Annotated in this window: 19 protein-coding genes; 1 reads left to right on the top strand and 18 read right to left on the bottom strand. The window is 34.2% G+C overall.

Annotation, left to right across the window (positions count from 1 at the left end; genetic code table 11):
• Positions 1–57: 57 nt before the first annotated feature.
• The 18 genes from K1X16_RS03580 to K1X16_RS03665 form a co-directional block, all read right to left on the bottom strand.
• Entirely contained in the window at positions 58–1176 is a 1119-nt protein-coding gene (locus tag K1X16_RS03580; RefSeq protein ID WP_225035054.1) for an MraY family glycosyltransferase, read from the bottom strand.
• A gap of 115 nt (positions 1177–1291) precedes the next feature.
• On the bottom strand, positions 1292–2386 hold the full coding sequence (wecB, locus tag K1X16_RS03585) for a non-hydrolyzing UDP-N-acetylglucosamine 2-epimerase (protein WP_225035055.1): 1095 nt from the start codon (positions 2384–2386) through the stop codon (positions 1292–1294).
• 578 nt (positions 2387–2964) lie between these two features.
• Positions 2965–3663, bottom strand: a complete 699-nt coding sequence (locus tag K1X16_RS03590; RefSeq protein ID WP_195869786.1) for a WecB/TagA/CpsF family glycosyltransferase — start codon at positions 3661–3663, stop codon at positions 2965–2967.
• 1 nt (position 3664) lies between these two features.
• Positions 3665–4867: a delta-aminolevulinic acid dehydratase gene (locus K1X16_RS03595; protein ID WP_225035056.1), complete on the bottom strand. Its 1203-nt coding sequence runs from the start codon at positions 4865–4867 to the stop codon at positions 3665–3667.
• A complete protein-coding gene (locus K1X16_RS03600; protein WP_225035057.1) occupies positions 4848–6986 on the bottom strand; it encodes a Gfo/Idh/MocA family oxidoreductase in 2139 nt (712 codons plus the stop codon). Before K1X16_RS03600 ends, K1X16_RS03595 begins: the two co-directional genes overlap by 20 nt.
• A complete protein-coding gene (locus tag K1X16_RS03605) occupies positions 6962–8155 on the bottom strand; it encodes a glycosyltransferase (RefSeq protein ID WP_225035058.1) in 1194 nt (397 codons plus the stop codon). The genes K1X16_RS03600 and K1X16_RS03605 overlap by 25 nt, the downstream gene beginning before the upstream one ends.
• Before the next feature lie 9 nt (positions 8156–8164).
• Positions 8165–9286 carry a glycosyltransferase gene (locus K1X16_RS03610; RefSeq protein WP_225035059.1) on the bottom strand — a complete coding sequence of 374 codons (1122 nt, stop codon included), beginning with the start codon at positions 9284–9286 and terminating at the stop codon, positions 8165–8167.
• Positions 9287–9298: 12 nt separating this feature from the next.
• Entirely contained in the window at positions 9299–9880 is a 582-nt protein-coding gene (locus K1X16_RS03615) for an acyltransferase (RefSeq protein ID WP_225035060.1), read from the bottom strand.
• A gap of 11 nt (positions 9881–9891) precedes the next feature.
• Complete coding sequence (locus K1X16_RS03620; protein ID WP_225035061.1) at positions 9892–10842, bottom strand: O-antigen ligase family protein; 951 nt, start codon at positions 10840–10842, stop codon at positions 9892–9894.
• Positions 10843–11096: 254 nt separating this feature from the next.
• Positions 11097–12197, bottom strand: a complete 1101-nt coding sequence (locus tag K1X16_RS03625; protein WP_225035062.1) for a glycosyltransferase — start codon at positions 12195–12197, stop codon at positions 11097–11099.
• Positions 12197–12823: an acyltransferase gene (locus K1X16_RS18045; protein WP_317196412.1), complete on the bottom strand. Its 627-nt coding sequence runs from the start codon at positions 12821–12823 to the stop codon at positions 12197–12199. Before K1X16_RS18045 ends, K1X16_RS03625 begins: the two co-directional genes overlap by 1 nt.
• Positions 12820–14304 carry an oligosaccharide flippase family protein gene (locus K1X16_RS03635; protein ID WP_225035063.1) on the bottom strand — a complete coding sequence of 495 codons (1485 nt, stop codon included), beginning with the start codon at positions 14302–14304 and terminating at the stop codon, positions 12820–12822. The genes K1X16_RS18045 and K1X16_RS03635 overlap by 4 nt, the downstream gene beginning before the upstream one ends.
• A gap of 128 nt (positions 14305–14432) precedes the next feature.
• A complete protein-coding gene (cysQ, locus tag K1X16_RS03640; RefSeq protein ID WP_225035064.1) occupies positions 14433–15263 on the bottom strand; it encodes a 3'(2'),5'-bisphosphate nucleotidase CysQ in 831 nt (276 codons plus the stop codon).
• Position 15264: 1 nt separating this feature from the next.
• Complete coding sequence (locus K1X16_RS03645; RefSeq protein ID WP_225035065.1) at positions 15265–15621, bottom strand: four helix bundle protein; 357 nt, start codon at positions 15619–15621, stop codon at positions 15265–15267.
• Between the two features lie 112 nt (positions 15622–15733).
• Entirely contained in the window at positions 15734–16990 is a 1257-nt protein-coding gene (locus K1X16_RS03650) for a sulfate adenylyltransferase subunit 1 (protein WP_225035066.1), read from the bottom strand.
• A gap of 167 nt (positions 16991–17157) precedes the next feature.
• Positions 17158–18063, bottom strand: a complete 906-nt coding sequence (gene cysD / locus K1X16_RS03655; RefSeq protein ID WP_225035067.1) for a sulfate adenylyltransferase subunit CysD — start codon at positions 18061–18063, stop codon at positions 17158–17160.
• Between the two features lie 5 nt (positions 18064–18068).
• Positions 18069–18659 carry an adenylyl-sulfate kinase gene (gene cysC, locus K1X16_RS03660; protein WP_225035068.1) on the bottom strand — a complete coding sequence of 197 codons (591 nt, stop codon included), beginning with the start codon at positions 18657–18659 and terminating at the stop codon, positions 18069–18071.
• Complete coding sequence (locus K1X16_RS03665; protein ID WP_225035069.1) at positions 18656–19096, bottom strand: DUF2061 domain-containing protein; 441 nt, start codon at positions 19094–19096, stop codon at positions 18656–18658. The genes cysC and K1X16_RS03665 overlap by 4 nt, the downstream gene beginning before the upstream one ends.
• Positions 19097–19777: 681 nt before the next feature.
• Here K1X16_RS03665 and K1X16_RS03670 point away from each other — a divergent pair.
• On the top strand, positions 19778–24388 hold the full coding sequence (locus K1X16_RS03670) for a T9SS type A sorting domain-containing protein (RefSeq protein WP_225035070.1): 4611 nt from the start codon (positions 19778–19780) through the stop codon (positions 24386–24388).
• Positions 24389–24487 lie beyond the last annotated feature (99 nt).

The raw sequence follows: 24487 nt of genomic DNA on the forward strand, positions 1-24487 counted from the left end.
TTTTAGTAGTCGGCAAATATAACTGCATTTAAGGTACCAACAAAACCTTGAGTCTAATTAACCCGCACCATCTTCAATATTCTTAGTGCTATTCTTAATTTTATGTAATCCAAAAGGCATAAGATAGAGGACTATCCCATAGAATAAGAGACAAATAATCTGTGTGTTTAAGTTTAAATGTACCAAATTAAAAGCGATACATACAATGATAAAATTAAAGCTAGATATTATGATAGTGGTCATTAAATGACTATAGCCAATTCTAATAAACCAATGATGGATATGATTCTTATCGGCCTTAAAAGGGCTTGTTTTATGTATTACTATTCTAATAAAGAAAATACGTAAGGTATCTATAAATGGATAAAACAATAAGGCAAAAGCTAATGCCGGAGAAGCTCTATAGTACTCTGATGTTTCATCTATTTGTGCCATATTGATAAAACTAATTGTAAAGAACGCTAATAAAAAGCCGATTATCATAGACCCTGTATCTCCCATAAATATTTTCTTACTTCTCGAAAAATTGAACCGTAGAAATGCCAACAACGAGCCGCAAAGCGCAATAGCAATGGTCGCTAAGCTCAAATTTTGTCCATTGACAAAAAGATATACAAAAATAGCACTAACGGTTAATGCAATAGTTCCGGCTAATCCATCCACACCATCGATAAGATTATAAGCATTAATAATTAATATATACACAAATAGAGTAAACGCTGCAGACACCCAGTACGGAAGTGTGTATACATCTAAAATACTTGAAAAACCAATAATACGTGTATCCGTAAACACGATAAGTAAGGTTGCTACAAATAATTGGCCTATTAATTTTTTGCCTGGTGACAAAACAGTAAGATCATCTTTTAAGCCTAAGAAAAACAGAACCGTTAAGCCGCCCATAACCAAAAGCAACACTTTAGTATTTAAAAAGGCACCGACAATTGTCATCACAACGATAACCCCTAAAAAAATACCGATACCTCCCAAGGTCGGAGTTCTGTTAGCGTGCAGACTTCTACTATCGGGCTCATCCATAAGATGCTTTTCGTTTGAAACATATAAGATTGTAGGAAATGTCCTATAAGCAATAATAAAAGCCAATACAAGGGCCGCTATTAACCACAGAACAATATTATCTTCAGGACTAAAACTATCTACTAATGTTTTTATCATAGGTTATAGATATAAAGCTATTTATATCGATTAAAGTGGGTGCAAGATACAATTTATAATCAAGAGCAAATAATTATATCAGCTTGCGCAAACAAAAAATGGTTATAAGTTAACATTAAAGATTTATTTGATTTAGAACAGCTATGATACGCTCGGCAGTTTTACCATCCCAAAGCGGGATATCTTGTCCTTTTTTCCAATCACCCGAGAATAATCGGTTTAAATAAGGTTTTAAATTATCAGGATTTGTACCTACTAATTCATTAGTTCCTAGAGTTATGGTTTCTGGGCGTTCCGTGTTATCTCGCAAGGTTAAACATGGTACGCGCATTACGGAAGCTTCCTCTGTAATACCTCCTGAATCTGTAATCACTGCCTTGGCTCTTTCAACTAAATAATTAAATTCTAAATAGCTTAAAGGCTCAACCGTATGTAATCTTGAATGGCTAATATGAAGACGTTCTAAAATTTTAGCAGTTCGTGGATGTACAGGAAAAACTAATGGCAAATCTTGGGTATTCGCAATAATTTCATCAATCATATCTTTCAACTGCGATTCCTCATCTACATTAGCTGGCCTATGAAGTGTCATTACGATATAATTCCCTTCGTCTAATCCTAATTCATTCCAAACTTTAGGTTGTGTAAAATTAGGGCGCTGTTTTAACAAGGTATCAATCATGGTGTTTCCTACGAAAAATATCTGATCGTCTTTTACTCCACTTTGCTTTAAATTGGTATTCGCTGTTTCTGAAGTTGTAAAAAAGTAGTTCGTAATGCTATCGGTTACTAGCCTGTTTATTTCTTCAGGCATAGACCAATCATCTGAACGAATCCCTCCTTCGACATGCGCCACTTTAGTGTGTAATTTTTGAGCGACTAACGCACACGCCATAGTAGAGGTTACATCACCAACCACCAAAACCAAATCAGCAGGGTTTGCCATTAATTCCTTTTCAAAATTAACCATAATTGCCGCCGTTTGTTCTGCTTGTGTACCACCACTGCACTCTAGATTAACATGTGGCTCAGGAATTTCTAATTGCTCGAAAAAGCTGCCCGACATATTTTTATCATAATGCTGACCGGTATGCACTAAACGATAATCCATATCTCCATGGTCTTGTTTTGCTTTTTGAATGGCATGAATGATTGGAGCAATCTTCATGAAATTTGGTCTGGCACCGGCTATTATTGTGATGTTGTACATGTTTTTATGTTTTTATTTTTTTATTTTAATGCTAGATTGATCTGCTTTTAGAGTCTAGAATCTCGACTTAACTTCAATTAAAAGCTCTTATTTTAAATTGATTTATGAACTCTACACTACCTACGGAGTAACTACGGAGTTAGTACGGAGTTAGCACGGAGTATCTATAGCCTCGTATTTTAGGTCTTTTATTTATTTTTCTTAGCTAAGCACAAAGCTAACATTAAAACTAACATTATAGGTTTTCTTATATAGGTGTTATTATTTATCGGCTTGGCTTTTATGACTCCTCTCTAAAAACTAATCACTTATACCACTTCTCTTTTTTTTCACGCAAAGATGCTAAGGTGCAAAGGTGATTACTGTTAACTGTCCATCACTCACTTCTCAAAACTCCCCCTTAAAAGACTCTTTCAATCAAGAAACCAAAAACACCCCTAATGCGCTTCGCTCAGTAGCTTCTAAACAAAGTATATTTCGTTTCTCACCAATCCTCAAGGGGACAATTTAATCAATTAAAATTTTATTTTTTAGACGATTATATATATTATGAATTTTATATACCAAAATGCATTGTTTTAATAACGATTTAAATGCAAATTAACAAAAAAACGAACCAAATGAATCTGTCTTTTTATTCTTGATGGTTGACTAATTAATCTGTACGTCCATTCCATATTGTTTTTCACCCACCATTTTGGCGCGCGTTTTACATTGCCTGTAAACACATCAAAACTACCACCGAGGCCTTGATATACGGCTTGATGTTCTTTTTGGATGCGCTCCATTAATAACTCTTGCTTTGGCGAACCCATAGCCACGAAGATCACATCTGGATTGTGCTTTTTAATATCTTCGATTAAGGCTAATTCCTCAGCTTCGGTTTTAATATAGCCATTTCTATAATTGCAAATATTGATGTCTTCATATTCGGATTTCAGTTTAGAAACCGTCTCTTCAATAACCGCTTGTTTTCCACCCACTAAGTAGAACGATTTTGTTTTGTAATAATTCTGAACAACATCTAGCCACAATTCACAACCTGGAATTTTGACTACTTTTCCTGCCCCTTTTTTCTGTAAAGCCCAAACTGCACCAATACCATCTGGATAGCCCATATTTCTATTGATTAGTGCTCTACTTTCGTCTGTAGCATGCAAAATTTTCTCAGCATTAACAGCCACCATAATTTTATGGTTATCAAAGGCATATTGCATTAATTCTTTTCTGGATGTTGGAGCAAACGTTACGACTCCGTTTAAGGACTTAGCCTCCATATTATTTAGGTTTTGTTTCTAGTAAATAATGCGCCATAGCATTAAACATAAAGGCATTAGACCACCGCATATAGGATATTTTAGAACTCATGCCTTGCCTATATTGATAATAAAAGTAGCCTTTTTTATGTTGCATATTATCAATCGTCCAATGTAACACTTTAGAAAGTAAAGCTTTATTAGGTTGAAACGCTTTCATCTTAGATAAGGTGACAATGACTTGCGCTGGACAATGGATATCTATTGGAAATGTTTTATCGTGGTAATATTTTGGCATCCCATTGTCTCCAAAGAAATTTTCTAAATAGTATTTTAAACCTTTATCCAAATTGGATTGGAAACTTTTATCTCCAGTATTTTGCTGATAGGTTTTAATAGCATCTAAATTGAATCCTGTGTGAAAAGAATCGATCCAAGATTGTACAGGCAATAAGCCATAAATCCAGGAACCATCTTCACTTTGTAATTCGCAAGCCGCAATAACTGCTTTCTTAGCTAAACCTGCATGTTCTTGATTTTTTGTGTATTTGTACGAATAGCTTAAAATCTTAGCCCCTAATAAGGACGCGTTAATCACGGTATTATTACCATCGCGTACACTGTAAGAAAAAATAATTCCGTTACCGTGTTTTGTTCTCGATAAATCGTTAACCACAAAATCTGCAGCTGTTAACGTTTCTTTTAAAACGGTTTCATTTTTAGTAATTTCATAAGCTTCTAACAACGCTTCTACACAAAAACAAGTCGCTACAACGGTTGGTGTATATTTTTTAAACAAAAACAATCGTCTGGCTTGCCAATCGAAATTATACCCCCAAGCTGACCCCGAATAGCCTTTAGACCTAAGACTTAACAATAAGTCCGAAAGTTCATTTATACGCGTTAAAATTTGGTCTTTAGTTCCGAAATCTTGGTTACCAGTTTCTGCTAACTTATACAAGCGACAATAGCCTAAAAGAAATAATGCTAAGCCTTTCGTATTATGTTCTTTAGGCACTAAAAGCAGCTTCCTGAAATTAATAGGACTACGCTTAAATCCTTGAATCCAAGCTAATCGTGCTAAATCCCAATGCTTTAATGGTAAGGCTTGAAACACCTTTGAGTTCATCCCATCGTAAGGATCCCAACCTTTAAAGTTTTCAGCTTCACAATAGCTCTTTAGCTTTTTAAAACTTGATGTGATATTAGATTTCAACTTGCTCACCTCCACGTTTTACAGATTCTAAAACTTTAAATGATGCTTTGGTCACCGCTACGATTTCTTCAAAAGGAATTGGTGCTTTGCCATCGGTTAATAATCCATTAACAAAAGCTTCAACCATTTCTTTCTGACCTTTATTTTGATTGAAAATCTTATCTTTTTTAGGTTTGCCTTTACTGTAAATCTTTAGTTCTTTAAAGTCATTTAAGGTTGCTGAAAGCCCGGCAGAAAACACCTCAACATATTCTTTAGTCATGGATTTAGATCCGTTAGCATAATAGGCTACAACTCCAGAAGATCCGTTTTCAAATTGAATTAAAATATTTAAAGTATCATTCAATTTATTGGCATCTGGTAAGGCTGATGCTGATACTTTAGTTGGCAAACTTCCATTAAGATAGGTTAAATAATCAATAAAGTGACATACTTCACCTAATACACGCCCACCTCCAATTTCTAAATCTTGAATCCATGTGTCACCAGGAATGGCACCCGCATTAATTCTATATAACATGGTCATAGGGTTATTACCAATCGCCTTTTTAAGTTTTTGTGTTAAAGGCGAAAAACGTCTATTAAAACCAATCATCACCGCATTTTTAGATTCTGATTGGGCTTCTATGATGTCTTGTAATTCGGACTCTAATAAGCATATTGGTTTTTCAACAAACACATTTTTGTTTGCCTTTAGACTTTTTAAAACGTAAGGACCATGAGAATCGTGACGTGTCGCTACAAAAACCGTATTGGTTTTATCGTCTAACACATCTGCTTCTTCTGTTGCACAGAATTGAAACTTAAATTTTTCAGCCACACGTTTCGAGGTTGTTCCTGTATTAGTCAAAACGCCTACTCTAGCCACATCATTGGTTTCTGGAATATTTGGTAGTAAATTTCCTTGTGCGTAACTACCGGCACCAATAAATGAGATGTTTATTTTTCCTAATTGTTCTGTTTCACCAGTAGGAATTTTAGTTTTATTGGCTGTTTTTTCAGTATTGTATTTTAAGGCGATACCTGTAAATGGTTCTGCTTTAGACACTACTAAATCGAAGGCATCCTTCGCATTATCAAAGGCAAACTCGTGCGTTGTTAAGTAATCGATATCTATTTTTTTGGTCGCGATTAAATTTTGAAACGCTTCCATGTTTCGTTTTTCTGTCCAACGTACATAAGGCAAAGGATAGTCGATTCCTTTTTCTTCGTAATTTAAATCGTAACGCCCAGGACCATAAGAACAGGCCATTTTTAGTTCCAACTCCTTACGATACCAAAATGGATCACGCTCAAAACCAGTTGGTACAGCACCTAAAACAATCACTTTTCCTTTTTTACGTGCAATAGCTCCTGCAAAATTGATTGGATCGAGACTCGGTGTAGCTGCTGCAATAATTACGGCATCTGCGCCATAACCATTGGTGGCGTTTTGAATTTGTTCTTCTACTCCAGCTGCATTTCTGGTTAACCCTAAATCGACCACATTATTATTTACTGCTTTTTTTACTGCTGCTTCAGAGACATCGATTCCGATCACTGTAACACCAGAAGCTTTTAATATTAAAGCGGCTAATTGACCTAATAAACCTAAACCAATAACCACACAAGATTCTCCTAAACGCATATCTGCCTGACGCACGCCTTGCATTGATATAGCACCTAAGGTATTGTATGCGGCGTCTTTTAGGTTAGCTTCGTTTTCCAATTTTACACAAAGATTAATTGGTACTGAAACAATCTCTGCATGATTAGCATAACCCACGCCTGCGCAAGCCACTTTATCACCGACTTCAAATTCGGTAACGCCTTCACCAACCTCAATGACTTCACCGGCACAACTATACCCTAATGGAGAATACGCGTCTAGTTTTTTCATCACAGCTCTGTACGTCTGAATTGGACCTTGTTTCTTTAAGGTATCAATAACTTGCTTTACTTGTTGCGGACGCTCTTTGGCCTTACCAAGTAAACTTTTACGAGCTGCTACGACTGTAGACCCCTCTGTACCAGCACTAATAATAGAATAGTGATTTTTAACGATCACCATCCCTTTTCCTAATTGTGGATAAGGCACCTCTTGAATAATCATATCGCCAGAACCTAGCTTTTGTGTGAGTTGTTGCATTTGTATAGTTTTAAAATCTCATCGCGTATTATTTTCAATGAGTGCTGCTCTAAATATTTATGTCTATGGTTTGCAATATTATTAATTTTATAATTGAGAACATCAATATTTATCATATTTAGAACATTTAAAACATCTTCATCTTTAAAACTTGTTGTCCAACCTAAGTCATATTTCTTCACCTCTTGGTATGCTCCTCCTTCTCCTAAACACAATATAGGTTTATAGCTACCTAAAGCATCAAAGAATTTTTTTGGCAAACCTCCAGAAATCATCGGTAGAATGGCAATATCAGAATTTCCTAATTGTTTGATAAAGTCCTTTTTATTTAAAAGTCCTAGATTCCTGTGGTCAATATTGTTTAATTCTATAAACTCCTTAACCATTTTTGCTCTTTCTCCACTCCCATTATCACCAGCTAAGGTAATTGAAAAATTCAGCTTAGACTTCTGCATCGCTTTTAGAACTGGCATAATATCAAACTGTAACGTTAAAGTACCACCGTAAAACAGCTTAAATTGTTTTGGTTCGGAAGCATAAAATTTTTTACCTTCAGTATTATCTTCAAGACATGTAATTCCTAAAGGCGTAAATATTGAAGTTCTCTCTGGCGCATATCTTTGAAACCATTTTGTAAAACTTGGTGAGACATGTACCACGGAATCAAAAGCAGGTACAGATCTAGAATTTAAGGCATTACAATACGAATAAAAAGTTGACTTAATAATTCTGTTATTAATTAAAAAGGCATCTGGCCAAATATCTTCAATATCTAAAACTAATTTTATACTGTATTTTTTCTTCAAAAGCTTACCAACAAACGGTAATTCAGGCGGACGAGAAGGAAAAAGTACAATATCTTCCTTTCTGACAATTTTTTTAAGGTACTTATAAACCTTATAAGCAAATTTAATATTCCAAAAAAAACGTTTAGGACTAATATTCGTCTTATACAAACCTACATCAATAAAATGAATAGGGTAACTCACTTGTTCCTGCCCATTTTTTAGGTCTGTCGCAGTAAACAACTCTTTAGAAGCGTGATTTATAGTAGACGTGATATAGTGAACTTCATATCCTTTCTCAATCAAATAATTTGCTAAATTAGGATGTCTTTTTCCTCTTTGAGTTATAACTGACTCCGTAGGGCTTACAATAAAAACTCTCATATTCATTATTTATGAAATTAGTGAACTATAAACTTCATGAAATTGACTAGCGATCTGATTAACTTCATAATTATTTAAGGCATTTTGCGCAATTTGTTTTTTCCTAGCTCGTAAGGTTTCAATTTCATCTATACTTTTCATTATACCTTCAGCTAATTCAATAATTTGCTTCGGTTTAACTTTAATACCATTAAAATCATTAATTATATCATCTAAAGCACCAACATCGGTTGAGATAGTGAATAAACCAGAGGCCATTGCTTCAATGGCAGTAGTTGGACAACCTTCCATGTATGAAGGTAAAATATAAACATCTGATAAGCTCAACAATTTGTATTTCTCAATCCCTGTTTTTCTACCTAAAATTAATATTTTTCCTTGTAATTGAAGATCTTCAATTAGACTTCTGTAATGAACTAATGTGTTTGGTTTATCACCATGACCTACAATCTGGCAGACAAAATTATTATATTTACATGCAACGATTTCAAAAGCTTTAATAAGCTCATAAACTCCTTTTAATTTAGACACCCTACCTAAATATATAAAATTCACTTTACTATCATTTGATTTATTTAATGATAACTCATGTATTGCGTCTTTATAAAAAAATGTTGTTGTCACTTTTATTCGTGAACCCTCTACGCCTACACTTATCAACTTAGTTTTGAATTCTTCAGAAAGGACAAAAATAATATCTGCCGATTTAAAAAACTGCTTAGTAAGTACGTAGTACAGTTTATTGTTCATTATTTTCTCGAAAACATGCTGTTTCCAACCATGCAGAACTACAATAGTTTTTTTCTTAAACAAGCATCGATTCAAAATTTGCACAACTCCATCTCTAATTAATGGGACAGGAATAAGTGAAGGGTTTAACTGTAAAACTTTTATATCCCGATTAAAAAGTTTAAAAGACAATCGAAAAAGATCAATAAACAATAATAACGGATAAACTATTCTTTTTAAGATAGGATAATAAAACAAAGACATCCTAGAACCAATACTAAAATGTTGCAACTTATAATTCTTTGCCTTAGAGTTTAGCGTTGAAATGAGACCCTTATTGAATTCTACCATACCTCCTTCATGGTTAAGTGGATTTCCAAGTAAAAGAATTAACATTGACATATGATTATAATTTTAAGAATACTCAATACCATGTTTTTTGTGTATTTCTAATATTTCTTTTAGTGTATATTTACTATTTGTTACTTTTAAAGTATTACTAATCTGGTCTGCAGTAGAAAATCTAGGTTTAATAATTTTAACGGGAACTCCACCTGCCACAACAAAAGGTGGTATTTTTTTATTAACAAGTGACATAGCCCCAATTACACTACCTTCCCCAATTTCAGTTCCACTTAACATTGTGGTATTAGCTCCAACCCAAACACCGTTCTCAATCTTGATAATCCCTTTCATATGCTCAATATTCACATTATGAAAAATAAAACCTTCAAAAGAAAAATCGTGATTACCACCATAAATGGAACACTTTGGACCAAAAATAACGCAATCTCCAATTTCAATTAAATTATTTTTATTTGTGCTGAAACTAGCGAACGGACCTGAATAAAAATAATCACCAAATGAAAAAAATTGCGGATTATTTATTTCCGAAAAATAACCTAATTTAAAATTACGACCTACTTTATTTAACTTTCGTTTTAATAAAGGCCTATAAATAAATCTGTTAAGTGTTTTTTGTGTTAAAAACTTCATTTTTAATATGTCTATTTTTTAATAATAAAAGATTTCTGTACAAACATAGCTATTGATATCATCATAAGAATATGAAAATATAATAGTTCATGGTTTTGAAAGAGTGTCATTGTAAAATAGGCGAATAACATGCCATTAATTAACACAAAATGTTCTTTTAGAGTTTTTCTTCTTATTCCGTATATTTTTCTCATATAATATACCAAACTAATTAAACCTATTAAACCATTACCTAATAAAATTTGCAAAAACCCGTTATGTGGAAATACTTTATGATGTGCCTTTCCTGACATCCTAATTAATGTTTCAGACGGCCCAAGACCTATTAGTTGTTCTACGACGTTAGATTCCAAATATACCTCAATTGCATATTGCCACAAAGAACCTCTTCCACTACCCATAGTTTCAACAGAATCTAACTCTTCACCTCGTTGCGTTTTACCAGTTATCCTATTTAGCAGTATTTCATTTGATAATACCCAAGTACTAACCATAAAAGTAACTAATCCTCCAATAAAAATAAGTCTAATTCTTGTCGACAACTCTTTTTTACCAAAATAATAAACAATAGGCATTGACCCAACCGTTGCCATTGCCATTCCTGTACGCACATAAGTACTAAACAAAAAATAAAAGCATAAAATTAAAAGCATTGATAAATACAAACGATTAAACGCTTTATCTAAAATAAAATAGAGTACAACTAAAAATGAACCTCCTAAAGCCATGGAAGCTGAGTGCACTGTTTGAAAAGGCCCGATTGCACCAGATATATCCGATCCATACTGTTCTAAATTATAACCAGTCTCAATACTATCTAACAAACCTAATTCATAAGGTACAAAAGCTAGAATAAAAAATGAGACAAAAAACAAAAGTGCGTTTTTTAACTCAGGTATAGAGTACTTAAGAACATACACACCTATTAAGGGAATTATTAATAACGTCCCAAAGGAAATCATTGCATTTAACGTATTATTTATAAATTCTAAATTTATTATTTGTAAAAAAGAAATTATAAAAAGAGGTTTGTATATGAACACGGTTTTAGCGTTACCACGTAACAAACTAAATACCAAAAACATTAGCAAAGAACCTTTCCATAAATGCGATACTTTCACGGGACCAATACTTAAAGATTCAAAATGAAATAATGTCAACAGAACAAAGCCAAATAATATATATTTTGTTAAGGTGAATACTTTGAATAATTTCACTATAATTCTTTTTTATTTAATGCTAAGAACTGAACAGCAACATTTTTGATATTATAGTCTTCTACATTTTTTAACACTAAAGCATTCGTAAAATCCCCGTTCAAAAACTCCATTATAGTTTGCTTGTTAATATCGAATGGTTTTATTGATAAAATTGGTCGTTCTAGTAAGGTATAGTCAATTAATTTACTAGGACTTTGTACAGTGTTCTTATTCTCTAAATTTAATAAAAAATCCATTTGTCCTAATTCTTTTAACAGCACATCTCGTGGAACATATTCTCTAAACTCTAATTTTTGTCCCAACACCTCTGCATAAGACAATAGAAATCCTTTATTTCTTGTATATAGTATTAATTTAAAATCTTTGCCAGTTTCAATTAAAAAATCTAGAAATTTTCTTGGGTCTCTTATTCCTGGACTTAAATTTCCTGCGTAGGCAAAGGTAGGTACTTTGTTTTTACTTAAATCATAATTAGGTGTTATATCCTTAAAATTAAATCCTTGAGGGATAACTTTTAGTTTATGTTGGCACATACTTGGATAAGCTACTTTCGCTTCAGCAATTGGGATCGTAATAAAATTGGTTTTTTCACAAAACCATTTTTCAATTATTTTATAATAAAATGGGTTTTTTAACCTTCCCTCTTGTTCACTCGCAAATGGATCACCACAATCTGCTATCCAAGTTTTAGTCAATAATTTGTTTTTATTTAATGCTAATACCACACCGAAATGCACTGGATATGGATGTGCAATTGAAATCAACAAATCATAATCAGATTCTTTTTTTAAGCTATTTTTAAAATGTCTAGAAAGAAAAATAAATGGAAACAGAAAAAAGTGTTTTAAGCTAAATCTTATGGCTCTTTTTATACCACCTCCTAACAACTCCTTAGGCTCATTTTTTACAGTTGCTTTAATTGTTAATTTATGTTTATTTTCAATTTCTGTGTAATCAAAGTCTCTTTTTGTGGTTAAGACTGTGACATTGTGTCCTTGGCGAGAAAGTTCTTTTGCCAGCTCAAAAGCTCTAAACGCTCTAGGTGTTATGTCTGGATGGAAAAACCTGGTAACTATTAAGATTTTTTTTGAATTCATTATATCTCTTTAACTAAGTTTGTATTAAGTTTTTCAACAATATCTGGGTGCTTCTTCTCAAACTCTTCTCTTGGAACGAATCCATAATATTCAGCTTCATGCTTCCAAGGTTTAAATTTAGTTTTATCTAATATTTTTATAACTTTAGCAGGTGTGCCACCAATAACACAATAACCTTCTGGAAAGCTTTTTGTTACAACACTGCCAGCCGCTACAATAGTTCGTGTTCCTAATTTGACCCCTGGTAAAACCACACTATTCATTCCTATCCAGGAATAACCTCCTATTATCACTTTTTGGTTATTATATTTACGTTGGTCATATAAATCATGATTTGATGTCAATAACCCTACATTGGGCCCCAATTGCACATAGTCACCGATATATAATTGACCGGCTCCTTGCAAATATGCTCCAGGTCTTCCTATCAAACAATTAATGCCAATATAAATATTATTTATGTTAGCCACAGTGCAAGACTTATTAATAGGCCAATAACTCTTTAAAAGACCTAACTTATATTTTAAAAACATTAAATAATCAACTTGTTGTTTTGCTTTTCTAAAATCTCTATATTTTCTATTGTATGGAAGAAGATACAATAAGAACGACTTAATAGTTTTCATTTTTTCGAAATTTTACTAATTAACGGTTTAAAAATAGAATAGTAACTTATTTTTTTATAGTAAACCCAAGCTCCAAAAAATATTGCATAAAAAACTGATGAGGATATCAGAAGTAAAACATCATTTAAATTAAGTAATTGAATTAGAACAAATCTAACCCCATATAATATTAAGAAAGCTGGAAACAATAAATTAACAATTAATTTGAATGGAAACAGCTTAATAAGCTTAAGTCCTAAGAAATTAGCAATAAAATAGAGCATTGCAAATATTCGTCCAATTTGGCAAATTACGGAGATCCATACAATCGCTAATGGCGAATCAATATATTTTACAGCAAGAAACTCTAAACTTATTAAGATGAAAGCTCCATACATATGAACTTTATAATAATATTTATGTCCACCAATTGATAAAACTAATGGGCCATAAGATATAAGCGTGAAAAAGTTAACTATTAATTTTATTTTAAAATAATCACCTGAATTCTCATATTTTCCCCCATATAAAACAACCATAATTATATCGGCAAAACAAAAAAAGAAAACAACTAAAGGATAAATCATTTTAATTGTTTTCTCAAAGACCGATTTCCATATTCTTATAATATCCTCTTTTGATTCAGCCGTATTATTAAAGGCTAATTTAGAATACAGTGGTGCAAGTACTATCGATGTCGCAGAGACAATCATTCCTACAAAAGGTAATTGAAGAGAGCCATTAGCAAAATCGGCAAACACTTCTGTCCCAAAATACCTACTAATAAAAAATTGATCTGATGATAATATTAACACACCCCATATTCCTGCCATCATTATTGGAGTAGAATATTTAAATATATCCTTAAACGTATAGCTTGATTTGCTTTTAACCTCATTTCGTACAGGTAAGTTTTTTAAATACAATGCAATCACAAAGCTTATAAAGCTAGCTATTGTAAACCCAATAACCGCATCCTTTACATTACCATTAAATATAATTATAGGTACTACAACGCATAAGAGCATTAAAACTTTTGTTGAAATATTATAAAAAGCCAATATTTTAGTTTTCTTATAAGTAGCCAGAATACCTTCTAACCCCATTGTAGGCAACATGAATAAGGGCACTAAAGAAAACCACCTTAAAGGTGAACCAAGCTCTTCGTTCTTTAAAAATACAGCAATCAAATCGGCCCCTAAAAAAATAGTGAGACTCATTATCACACCAGAACCAATTAAAATATAATTAATTTTACTAATAATATCTTTGGCTTCAGAGTTAGAAACCCTTGGCAAGAAATATGAATAAGCTCTAGGTAAACCTAAGGTAAACACAGTTAATAAGGTATTATATGTGTACATTATTTGTTTATACGTACCATAGTCAGTTTTATCAAAATACCTACTCAGTATCATTGAACTAACTATTGTAAATGCAAATGCAGATAAACTACCAATAATCACCCAAAAGGCTTGGATTGTGTTGTTTGTATCTTTCAATCTAACTATTATAATTCGGGTGCAAAACTAACTACAATCTAGTTCTAGTACAATGATTTATCAATAAACTTATTATTAAGATAACATTATTTCAATGTAGAGTCCCTTGGAATCTGATGCACTAGTTTCTATTTTCTCACCAAAAACCATCCATTCAACAATTCCGCTCTATTATACAACATCCGTTCTTTCGTACTCCAATCTATTACCTCAAAACCAGCATGCTCACAAATAGCCTGACCTGCAGCAGTGTCCCACTCCATCGTAGGTGCAAATCTTGGATAGCAATCGGCCTGTCCTTCGGCGACCATACACAATTTTAATGAGCTCCCTTTAGAAATTAGATTAACGTCTCCGTGCTCTTTACGCAAATCACTTACATAAGCTTCTGTTTCTAGAGACCTATGCGAACGACTCGCTACAATGGTGAAGGTTTTATCTTCTCGCTCCAAGGGTAATTTACGCCCTTGTTCTAGTAGTGTCTCTACGTTATAATCTTTAAGGTTTACTTTGACTTTAAAAGCTCCCGTTTCTGAAGTTGAAAAATATAAATCATTTAAAACAGGAACATATATAACACCCAGTACGGTTTTCTGGTTTTCAACTAATGCTATGTTAACTGTAAACTCTCCATTACGCTTAATAAATTCCTTAGTACCATCTATAGGATCTACAATCCAAAGTTGACTCCAGTCCTTTCGCTCCTCATAAGGTATAGATTTACCCTCTTCGGATAACACAGGAATATCTGTAGCGCTAAGATGCGACATAATCACATTGTGGGAAGCGATATCTGCTTTGGTTAATGGAGAATCATCTCCTTTAAGCTCTACTTGAAAATCATCAGAATGGTAGATGTCTAGAATTGCTTTTCCGGCTTCTAGGGCTGCTTTGATGCTTTGATGCAGTAATTCAGTGAGGCGGTGAGGCGGTATGGTAGTGAGGCTTTTATTATTCATTTTACTTACTTAGTTTTTTACTTAAAGCTTGTTTTAAACGGTATAACATTTTTCGTATTGTACTAATGTTGTTTTGTAATTTGTTATTGAACGTTATATACCCTATTCGTTCTGCTATTACTAATTGTGTTTCTATTTCTGATAATGATCCTGATGACATATTTAAAAATCGAATAAAGTCTTTTGTTGAACCTCTACTTGAACCCTCTGCTATATTTGAAGGCACAGAAACAGCTGCTCTTCTAAGTTGAGATGTCAATCCAAAGTTTTCAGATGCTGGAAAATCCTTCGTAAGTTTATAAATATCCTCTACCAGATTTAAACTTAATTTATAAACTTCTAAATCTTTATGAGTCATGTGATTATAATTTTAAAACTCCTATTCTAAAAACTCACCACATCATCGTTCCACTGCATCATCGTTTCACCACATCACGACATCACTGCATCACCTAATCACCACATCATCACTATATAATCATCCCAGCACCAATAGTTTCATTGGTTTGTTCATCTATAATAATAACGCTTCCTGTTTGACGATTTCTTTTATAGGCATCATAAAATATAGGCTTAGCGGTTCTAATAGACATCCTTGCTATATCATTCATCTCAACCTTATCAATACCTTCTATTCTATGTAATGTATTAATATCTATTTTATATTTTAATTCCTTAACCATACCAATAGATTCATTAGTGGTGTGTTTAATCACCACTTTGGTACGCGCCTGAATTGGTTTTGTGCTCATCCATGTCACCAACACCTCTAAATCTTGACTGATTTCAGGTACATTGTTTTCGCGCACAATCATATCTCCACGACTGTTATCTATTTCGTCTTCTAAGGTCATGGTTACAGACATCGGTGCAAAAGCCTCTTCTATTTGCTCACCATTTAATTCAATGGTTTTAATAGTTGAGACAAATCCTGATGGTAACGATTTCACTTTATCTCCTGGTTTAAACACACCTCCATCAATACGCCCTGCAAAACCTCTGTAATCTTGATTTTCTAGGGTATGTGGACGAATTACAGATTGAATAGGAAAACGACAATCTACCAAATTATGATCACTAGAAATATGCACTGTTTCTAGATGATACATTAAAGTACTGCCTTGATACCAAGCCATATTTTCAGATCGGTTAACCACATTATCTCCGTTTAAAGCGGAAATAGGAATAAATTGAATATCCTTAATCCCCAACTTAGATGAAAATGCTTTAAAATCTGAAACAATAGTGTTATAAACCTCTTCACTGTAATCGACTAAATCCATTTTATTTACACAAACAATGGCATGTGGAATACGTAACAACGACGCAATAAAAGCATGACGATGCGTTTGCTCTAGCATCCCTTTTCTGGCATCTATAAGTATAATGGCTAAGTTAGCAGTAGATGCGCCTGTTACCATATTACGTGTGTATTGGATATGGCCAGGGGTATCTGCAATGATAAACTTACGTTTTGGAGTGGCAAAATAACGATACGCCACATCAATGGTAATCCCTTGCTCGCGTTCTGATTTTAAGCCATCTGTAAGTAAAGACAAATCTACATAATCAAATCCTTTTGATTTGCTTGACTCTTCTACAGCATCTAATTGATCTTGAAAAATTGATTTACTATCGTACAATAAACGCCCAATGAGTGTACTTTTTCCGTCATCTACACTTCCTGCTGTTGTAAAACGTAATAATTCTATATTTTGATAATCCATGTTTTTGTTCTCTTTATTATTTTCTGCTGGCTGTGAATATTTATAGTCCGTTTTTTCTTTTTTAAAACACCCCTAAGAGCTAGGCTCGCTACTTTCAAAACAAAAACACATTTTGTTTCTCAGTAATCCTCAAGGGGACAATACCCACAACTAAAACCTATTTTCTATTAAAAGTACCCTTGTTTTTTTCGATCTTCCATGGCTGTCTCTGCTCGTTTATCATCTGCACGCCCACCACGCTCTGTCGTTCTAGTTGTTGCAATTTCCTCAATAATCTTATCTAAATTATCTGCTTCAGATTCTACGGCTCCAGTAATTGGCATATCACCACAAGTACGGTATCGAATGGTCATATTCACCACTTCTTCTCCTTCTTTTAGTTTGATGAATTCTGAATTCGCCAAAATCACCCCATCTCTCACCACACAATCTCTCTTATGAGAAAAGTACAGCGATGGTAAATCAATATTTTCTAATTTAATATATTCCCATACATCCATTTCCGTCCAGTTAGAAATAGGAAAAACTCTAAAGTGCTCGCCATAATTTTTACGACCATTAAATAAATTCCAAAGTTCTGGTCTTTGATTTTTAGGATCCCATTGTCCAAATTCATCTCGGTGTGAGAAAAAACGTTCCTTAGCTCTTGCTTTTTCTTCGTCGCGTCTTGCCCCACCCATAGCAGCATCAACCTTATGGTCTTCTAAAGTATCTAATAACGATACAATTTGAAGTGAATTACGCGACGCATCAGCACCGGTTTCTTCTTTAGCACGTCCTTTATCAATCGCCTCTTGTACGGAACCTACGATAAGCTTTACACCTAGTTTTTCAACCAAGGCATCTCTAAAAGCTATGGTTTCCGGAAAATTGTGCCCTGTATCAATATGGATTAGTGGAAACGGTATTTTTGCTGGAAAGAATGCTTTTTTTGCTAAATGTGTCAACAATATAGAGTCCTTACCTCCTGAAAATAGCAACACAGGGTTTTCGAATTGCGCTGCTATTTCTCGTATGACAAAAATCGCTTCCGATTCTAATTCTTTTAAATGATTAATTACGTAATTACTCATATTTTTTATTTTAATTTTTGAATAATAAAGTCTAAAATAGTTTGAACAGATGCTTCGATTGACTGGTCATCTGTTTTAATTTCTAAATCAGGATTAATTGGCGCTTCATATGGTGCTGAAATGCCTGTCATATTTTTAATTTCTCCGGCTCTTGCCTTTTTATACAAGCCTTTTACATCTCTTCGTTCGCATTCCTCTAGTGATGTATTGACATAGATTTCGATAAAATTATCAGCGCCAACAATTGTTTTTATATCCTCTCTATCCTTAATATAAGGGGATACAAAAGCTGCTAAAGTAACAACGCCAGCGTCCATCATTAAATTAGCGATCTCGGCAATACGTCTTATATTTTCGGTACGGTCGTCTGGAGAAAAACTAAGGTCTTTATTGATGCCTTGTCTAATATTATCTCCATCTAAGCTAAATGTTGAAATGCCCTCTTTATAAAGCGCCGTTTCCACCAAATTAGCCAATGTAGATTTGCCAGATCCCGACAAGCCTGTAAACCACAGTAACAAGGATTTGTGACCACGGAGTTCTTCACGATTAGCTTTTGTGATTTTATAGTCGTGCCTAACAGTGTTTAGACTCATGATTTTCTAGAATTATTTAATTTTTCTAATTGCTTTCTTTTTCGTCTTCTATCTAAGCCATAATCAATGCGGTACCAAAGTTTTTCGTGACCAAAGTACAACAACATTTTTGTTACGACTTCAGCACCTCCAATTTTCAGCCCCACAAACGGGCTTCCTGTAATTATCCAGCCCAAAATAATAGTATCTAAAGTACCAACACCACGCCATGAAAACGTTTTTAAAATATGACGCTTGTTGGATGATTTTATTGTGGACCGAAACCAAACTCTTTCGTGAACATAATATAAAACCATTTTGGTGACCAACTCAAACGCTCCCATTTTAAGACCAACCGACATATCATTAGAGATTAACCATGATAACAAAAAGGTATCTAAGGTACCTAAAATACGCCAAGTAATGGTTTTGGCTACATGTCGTTTACTAAATTTCATTAGTCTGGATTGCAATTAATTTATAGACAGTCCTTGAAACCGATTACTCTACTGACTTTATAGAGTATATGATTTTAATTTGCAAATCTAAAATAAAATCTAAGACTATGTCAATGGAAATGAGAATAAAAAAAATTAAATTATAATCGCACCAAAATTATGTCAGATTCAATATACTCAACATTTTATCCTCGTTTTAGTCCAAAGACTTCTCTATCTCAATTTATATTTTTTTAATATCAGTACTACCATCAAAATTTAAGATGCTTTTAAAAAGGTGTAACCTAAAAACAAACCTCTAAACAACCACCCTTCCAAACATTTAAACAACTTACATATAAGCGCTTAAACAATTATCTTCACAATAACCACGTCAACTTAATGATAAAAAAGGCTAACCCGACGCAAAACCAAATAAGTAGCTCATTCACTAATATTTAAAGTAAATACCCCCAACCCTTAATGTAAGGTTAATCGTTTCGTAATACTTAAACTTGCGGCGTTAAAAAAATCTTTACTTATATTTGCAACCCCCACATCTACAGTACTTATGGCTTGTTTTGGTATTTCAACCTTTAATTACGTTTTATATAGCTGTACAGTTATAATTTGTAAGTTTTTTCTTAAAAATTTCGCTTTACAACTTGCATTTCACCCTAAAAATCAGAAACAAATTAACACATGAAACACATTTACTTATTATTTATTACCCTTTTTATTGGAAGTTTGGGGTTTGCTCAAGTATCCGAAAATTTTGATTCATTCACTTCTGGAGGTTACGGCAATTATAATTACAACAATTTTGACATTAACAATGGTCTTAGCGAATCTAGTAATTCTAGAAGCGGAAAAGCTGTTCGTCTAAAAAACCAATCGAATGCGAATTTAGAATATGTTGGCTCTGATGGAAACGGAAAAGATGGTGGTGTTGGTACCATTACATTTTGGTATAGATCATGGGATAGTTCTCCTACAGCAGAATATGTTGTAGAATCAAGTATTAACAATGGCCTTTATAATCAAATAGGTTCTTCTATTGCTACTAGTAGTACTAGTTATGCCGAATGGACTCATACATTGGATGATTCTTCTGATGACATAAAAATTCGTGTTAGAAGAACTAATGGTGAAAGACTTATAATAGATGATTTTGAAATTACTGATTTTTCGGGACCAACTTGCATAGCTCCTACATCACAAGCATCTACTTATAACACAACAGCTTTAGGTACGACATCTGCAACCTTAAACTGGACGCATGGAGATGGTGAAGAAGTATTGGTTGTAGTAAAAGAAGGCTCAGCTGTTGATACAGATCCTGAGGTTGGAACTACTTACACAGGTAATACAACTTTTACTTCTGGAGACCCAATAGGAACTGGCAATTATGCGGTATATTCTGGTTCTACCACAGAAACAGTAAGCATTACTGGTTTATCTGAAGCAACTACTTATCATGTTGCTATTTATGAATATAATACTACTGACACCTGCTATTTAACACCTGCTTTAACTGGTAGTTTTACAACAGAGATTGCTTGTCCAACAATTACAGGACTATCAATTGATAGCTTTACAGACACCACAGCAAACATAAGCTGGACTGCTGGTGATACCGAAACAGATTGGGAAGTGGTGATTCAAGACGCTGGAACTGAAACGCCTTCTGGGTCTGAAACTGCCACAACAACAAACAGTCCTTATTTAGCTACAGGATTAACACAAAATACAGCTTACGAAGTTTATGTAAGAGCTAATTGTATTTCGGATGGCTTCAGTACTTGGGCTGGACCAGTAAACTTCACTACTCCTTGTGGAGCTATTACACCACCCTATTCTGCTAATATGGAAATAAATGTACCCGACACATGTTGGAAAGAGGCAGGAAGCGGAGAAATTAGTGCTGGTCCCGGAGATATTGGTAATTCAGACTGGCGCAGTAACAGATCATATGCTTTTGGACCTTCTAATGCAATAAATTTATATCAAAATAATGATAGAGAATGGTTATTATCCCCAACTTTCGATTTAACTTCAGGTGGACCATTTCAATTAGAAATAAATGTAGCTGTTACCAATTATTCATTTTCAGGAACCACCACAACCGATGATTCAATGGGCTCTGATGATGAAGTACAGTTATTAATAACTACCGATGGCGGCATAACATGGAGTAATTTGACGACTTGGAACGCAGCAAACGAACCTGAGGTTACAGGAACAGAATATATTGAAGATCTATCATCTTACTCAGGTAATGTACAATTTGCAATTTGGGCTTCTGATGGAACAATTGACAACTCAGAAGATTATGATTTCCATGTCGGCAAATTCAAGTTAGGAAGCCTCAAAGACACTGACAGCCACGTTAAAAACCCTAACAGTTCAATTGAAGCTAACACTATTATTGCTTCAAACGTCACTACAGTTGCTACATCTGCGGAGGCATTTAGCTTTATTGTTGAAGACCTAGGCACTACAGATATTTTACCAACAAATGTTACAACCATGCGTTTTGTACCAGGTCCGAATAACACTGCAGACTGGTCAGGTCACATACAAGGTATTACACTTTATGATGAGAATTTAGTGGATTACACACCTTCCGCTACAATTACCGATACAGATATTATATTAGATTTTGATACGCCTATAACAATAGCAAATGGTACATCTTTAGAATTTGTTTTAGGGTTTTACTTAAACACCACCAACATTGTCGATGAAAGTATTATTCAATTTCAAATAGATGCTGCTTCCAATGGTTTTGCAGCTAATAATAACGGTTCCGGTTTTGCTGATCCTTTTTCGGGCTCTGTTATTGGTGAAAATATCACGATCGATGTAGAAGCAATTGAAATTGCTTTCTCTGAACAACCTTCCAATACTTTCGTAAATGAAATGATGACACCAGACGTTATCGTAACTGCTATTGATACAAATGGAAACATTGACGTTAATTACGATTTAGATATAGAAATCACTTCTACTGGTACATTGTCAGGAAGTCCTCTAGTAGCAACTTCGGTTAATGGTGTTGCCACATTTGTAGGTGTAACTCATACTGCATTAGGCACCGCATTAGTATTAACTGCTGATGACGGCTTGTACCCTACTATAAATAGTACGCCTTTTGATATTGAAGCCATACCTGTTGGCCCTGTTGTTATTGCTATTCAAGACTTCGATAACACCACACCTGAATGGACTTATACGAATGAGGTTAGCTTTTTCGATAATACGTGGGGAGGTGATGGCTATTATGGCATAATTAATATTGCTTCCGCTTCACCAATTGATTACGAAAATATGCAAGGGAACATATTAGGGGAAAATGATTTAGATGATGAAGATGATTATGGAACATCAGGATTTGCTACTACTACATTAGCTACAATTGACATTTCAACTTATAACAATGTAGAATTAACTTTCGATTGGGATGTTGTGGGTTATAATGCCAACAATGATGATGCTCGATATGAAGTATTCTTTGATGGTGTTGGTCAAGGTACAGTTTATCTTTTAGATGGAAACAACTCGGACGAAAATGGTGAAGGAACAGTTACAATTTCAATTCCTGATACCGTAAATAATATATCCTTAGAAATCGAAATTAGAAATAATGGTTCTGACGGCTATTCTGGTTTTGACAATTTCAAACTTGAAGGAGAAGTGATCTCAAATTCAACCGACTACACCTACAACGGCACATGGTCTCCAAGCGATCCTAACGGTACCGCAACTGCTAATGATGACATTACAATAGCCTCAGGAGATGCTATCATTTCAACAAATACCACTGCAAATTCCGTAACGGTTAACCCAGGAGCCGCAATCACAGTAGATGACATTGCGACACTTACTGTTAGCAATGGTTTAGTTTTAGAATCAACGTCTTCAAGTTTCTCTAGTTTAATTTTAGATGGTGATATATCTGGCACTATCACCTATGAGCGTTATGCTAATGCCTATAACAATGGTGCAGGCGGAGGCAACGACCTTATAGCACCTCCACTTTCAGGGCAAACTTGGCCAAACTTTTTAACCACAGGCTCTAATAGTACGGATTTATTGGACAACGGAGCAACAGCTCCTACTACTTACGCTTTTGCTCCTTTTGATAAATCAGCTAGTGCTTATGTTAATTATACCGATGCAACAACTGCTACTTTAAATAGTGGTCTAGGCTATAGAGTTGCAACTGATTCTGGAGCTAACTTAACGTTTACTGGTTCAGCGGCTGACACTGACGTCACTATAGCTATTGAGAATTCAGGTTCGAGTTATGCATCATGGAATCTTATTGGGAATCCTTATCCGTCCTATTTAGATATGGAAGCCTTTTTAGAGTATGCAACTGCTCCTGAGCAAAGAAACATTGACCTTATGGAATCTGGTTCTGGTATTTACGGTTACGATGGTACTAGCAATGGCTGGACAACCTATACACTTGCGAATGCCTCTGGAATATTAATTGCACCAGGTCAAGGCTTCTTTGTAGCCTCTGATGCAGCTAGCGCGGACTTGTATTTTACAACAGAAATGAGAACTACGGGTAGCTCAGATGATTTTATTTCGGGTCGTAATGCTACTAATGAATTGACCTATTTAAAACTTAAAGCAAGTACGGCTAATCAAAGTTATAACACTGATTTTTATTTCAACACGAATTCTAGCTCAGGTTTAGATTTAGGCTACGATGCTAAAATATGGGGAGGAACAGCTCCTTCATTCGCCCTATACTCACATTTAGTTGAAGACAACACAGGATTGCCAATAGCCTTACAATCTTTAAACACTACAGATTTAAGTGAGGTATCAATTCCTTTAGGAGTTCATGCCAACCAAGGAGAGCAATTAACATTTAGTATTGCAGAATCTACATTAGAAAATAATGTTAATGTGTATTTGGACGACACCGAAGCTAACACGTCAACCTTGTTAAATAGTGAAGATTACGTTTTAACACCTAATTCAGATTTATCTGGTACAGGAAGATTTTATCTTAGAACTACAGAGACGACATTATCTACAATAGATAACCATTTTGACCACTTAAATATATACTCTAATAAAGCTGATAAAACCATTGTTATTGCTGGCCAGCTATTAGCACCTACAACTATGAAACTCTTTGATATGCAAGGCCGAACCGTAAGTCATATCATTTTGGATAACACAAGGGGTAGCATGCAAAGTATTGATGTGAGTAACTTAAATGCCGGAGTGTATGTGGTACAATTAGATAATGGAACACAACTTAAAACTCAAAAAATAATTATCAATTAAACACAATGGTTATTCCGTTAAAAATCTCTCTGTAACACCTATTTTATAACGCAATAACCTTATATAATACTTAAGGTGAAACACGAAAAAAGAACATAT

The sequence above is a fragment of the Winogradskyella sp. SM1960 genome, from assembly GCF_020179375.1.
Lineage (GTDB): Bacteria > Bacteroidota > Bacteroidia > Flavobacteriales > Flavobacteriaceae > Winogradskyella > Winogradskyella marina.

Bases quoted from the DNA above. Each gene is read 5' to 3' on its own strand.
- K1X16_RS03650 (WP_225035066.1), bottom strand. From the start codon at position 16,990: ATGGATTATCAAAATATAGAATTATTACGTTTTACAACAGCAGGAAGT.
- K1X16_RS03665 (WP_225035069.1), bottom strand. From the start codon at position 19,096: ATGAAATTTAGTAAACGACATGTAGCCAAAACCATTACTTGGCGTATT.
- K1X16_RS03600 (WP_225035057.1), bottom strand. From the start codon at position 6,986: ATGCAACAACTCACACAAAAGCTAGGTTCTGGCGATATGATTATTCAA.
- K1X16_RS03610 (WP_225035059.1), bottom strand. From the start codon at position 9,286: ATGTCAATGTTAATTCTTTTACTTGGAAATCCACTTAACCATGAAGGA.
- cysQ (WP_225035064.1), bottom strand. From the start codon at position 15,263: ATGAATAATAAAAGCCTCACTACCATACCGCCTCACCGCCTCACTGAA.
- K1X16_RS03605 (WP_225035058.1), bottom strand. From the start codon at position 8,155: ATGAGAGTTTTTATTGTAAGCCCTACGGAGTCAGTTATAACTCAAAGA.
- K1X16_RS18045 (WP_317196412.1), bottom strand. From the start codon at position 12,823: ATGAAAACTATTAAGTCGTTCTTATTGTATCTTCTTCCATACAATAGA.
- cysD (WP_225035067.1), bottom strand. From the start codon at position 18,063: ATGAGTAATTACGTAATTAATCATTTAAAAGAATTAGAATCGGAAGCG.
- K1X16_RS03625 (WP_225035062.1), bottom strand. From the start codon at position 12,197: ATGAATTCAAAAAAAATCTTAATAGTTACCAGGTTTTTCCATCCAGAC.
- K1X16_RS03580 (WP_225035054.1), bottom strand. From the start codon at position 1,176: ATGATAAAAACATTAGTAGATAGTTTTAGTCCTGAAGATAATATTGTT.
- K1X16_RS03645 (WP_225035065.1), bottom strand. From the start codon at position 15,621: ATGACTCATAAAGATTTAGAAGTTTATAAATTAAGTTTAAATCTGGTA.
- K1X16_RS03620 (WP_225035061.1), bottom strand. From the start codon at position 10,842: ATGATTTCCTTTGGGACGTTATTAATAATTCCCTTAATAGGTGTGTAT.
- K1X16_RS03590 (WP_195869786.1), bottom strand. From the start codon at position 3,663: ATGGAGGCTAAGTCCTTAAACGGAGTCGTAACGTTTGCTCCAACATCC.
- wecB (WP_225035055.1), bottom strand. From the start codon at position 2,386: ATGTACAACATCACAATAATAGCCGGTGCCAGACCAAATTTCATGAAG.
- K1X16_RS03615 (WP_225035060.1), bottom strand. From the start codon at position 9,880: ATGAAGTTTTTAACACAAAAAACACTTAACAGATTTATTTATAGGCCT.
- K1X16_RS03670 (WP_225035070.1), top strand. From the start codon at position 19,778: ATGAAACACATTTACTTATTATTTATTACCCTTTTTATTGGAAGTTTG.
- cysC (WP_225035068.1), bottom strand. From the start codon at position 18,659: ATGAGTCTAAACACTGTTAGGCACGACTATAAAATCACAAAAGCTAAT.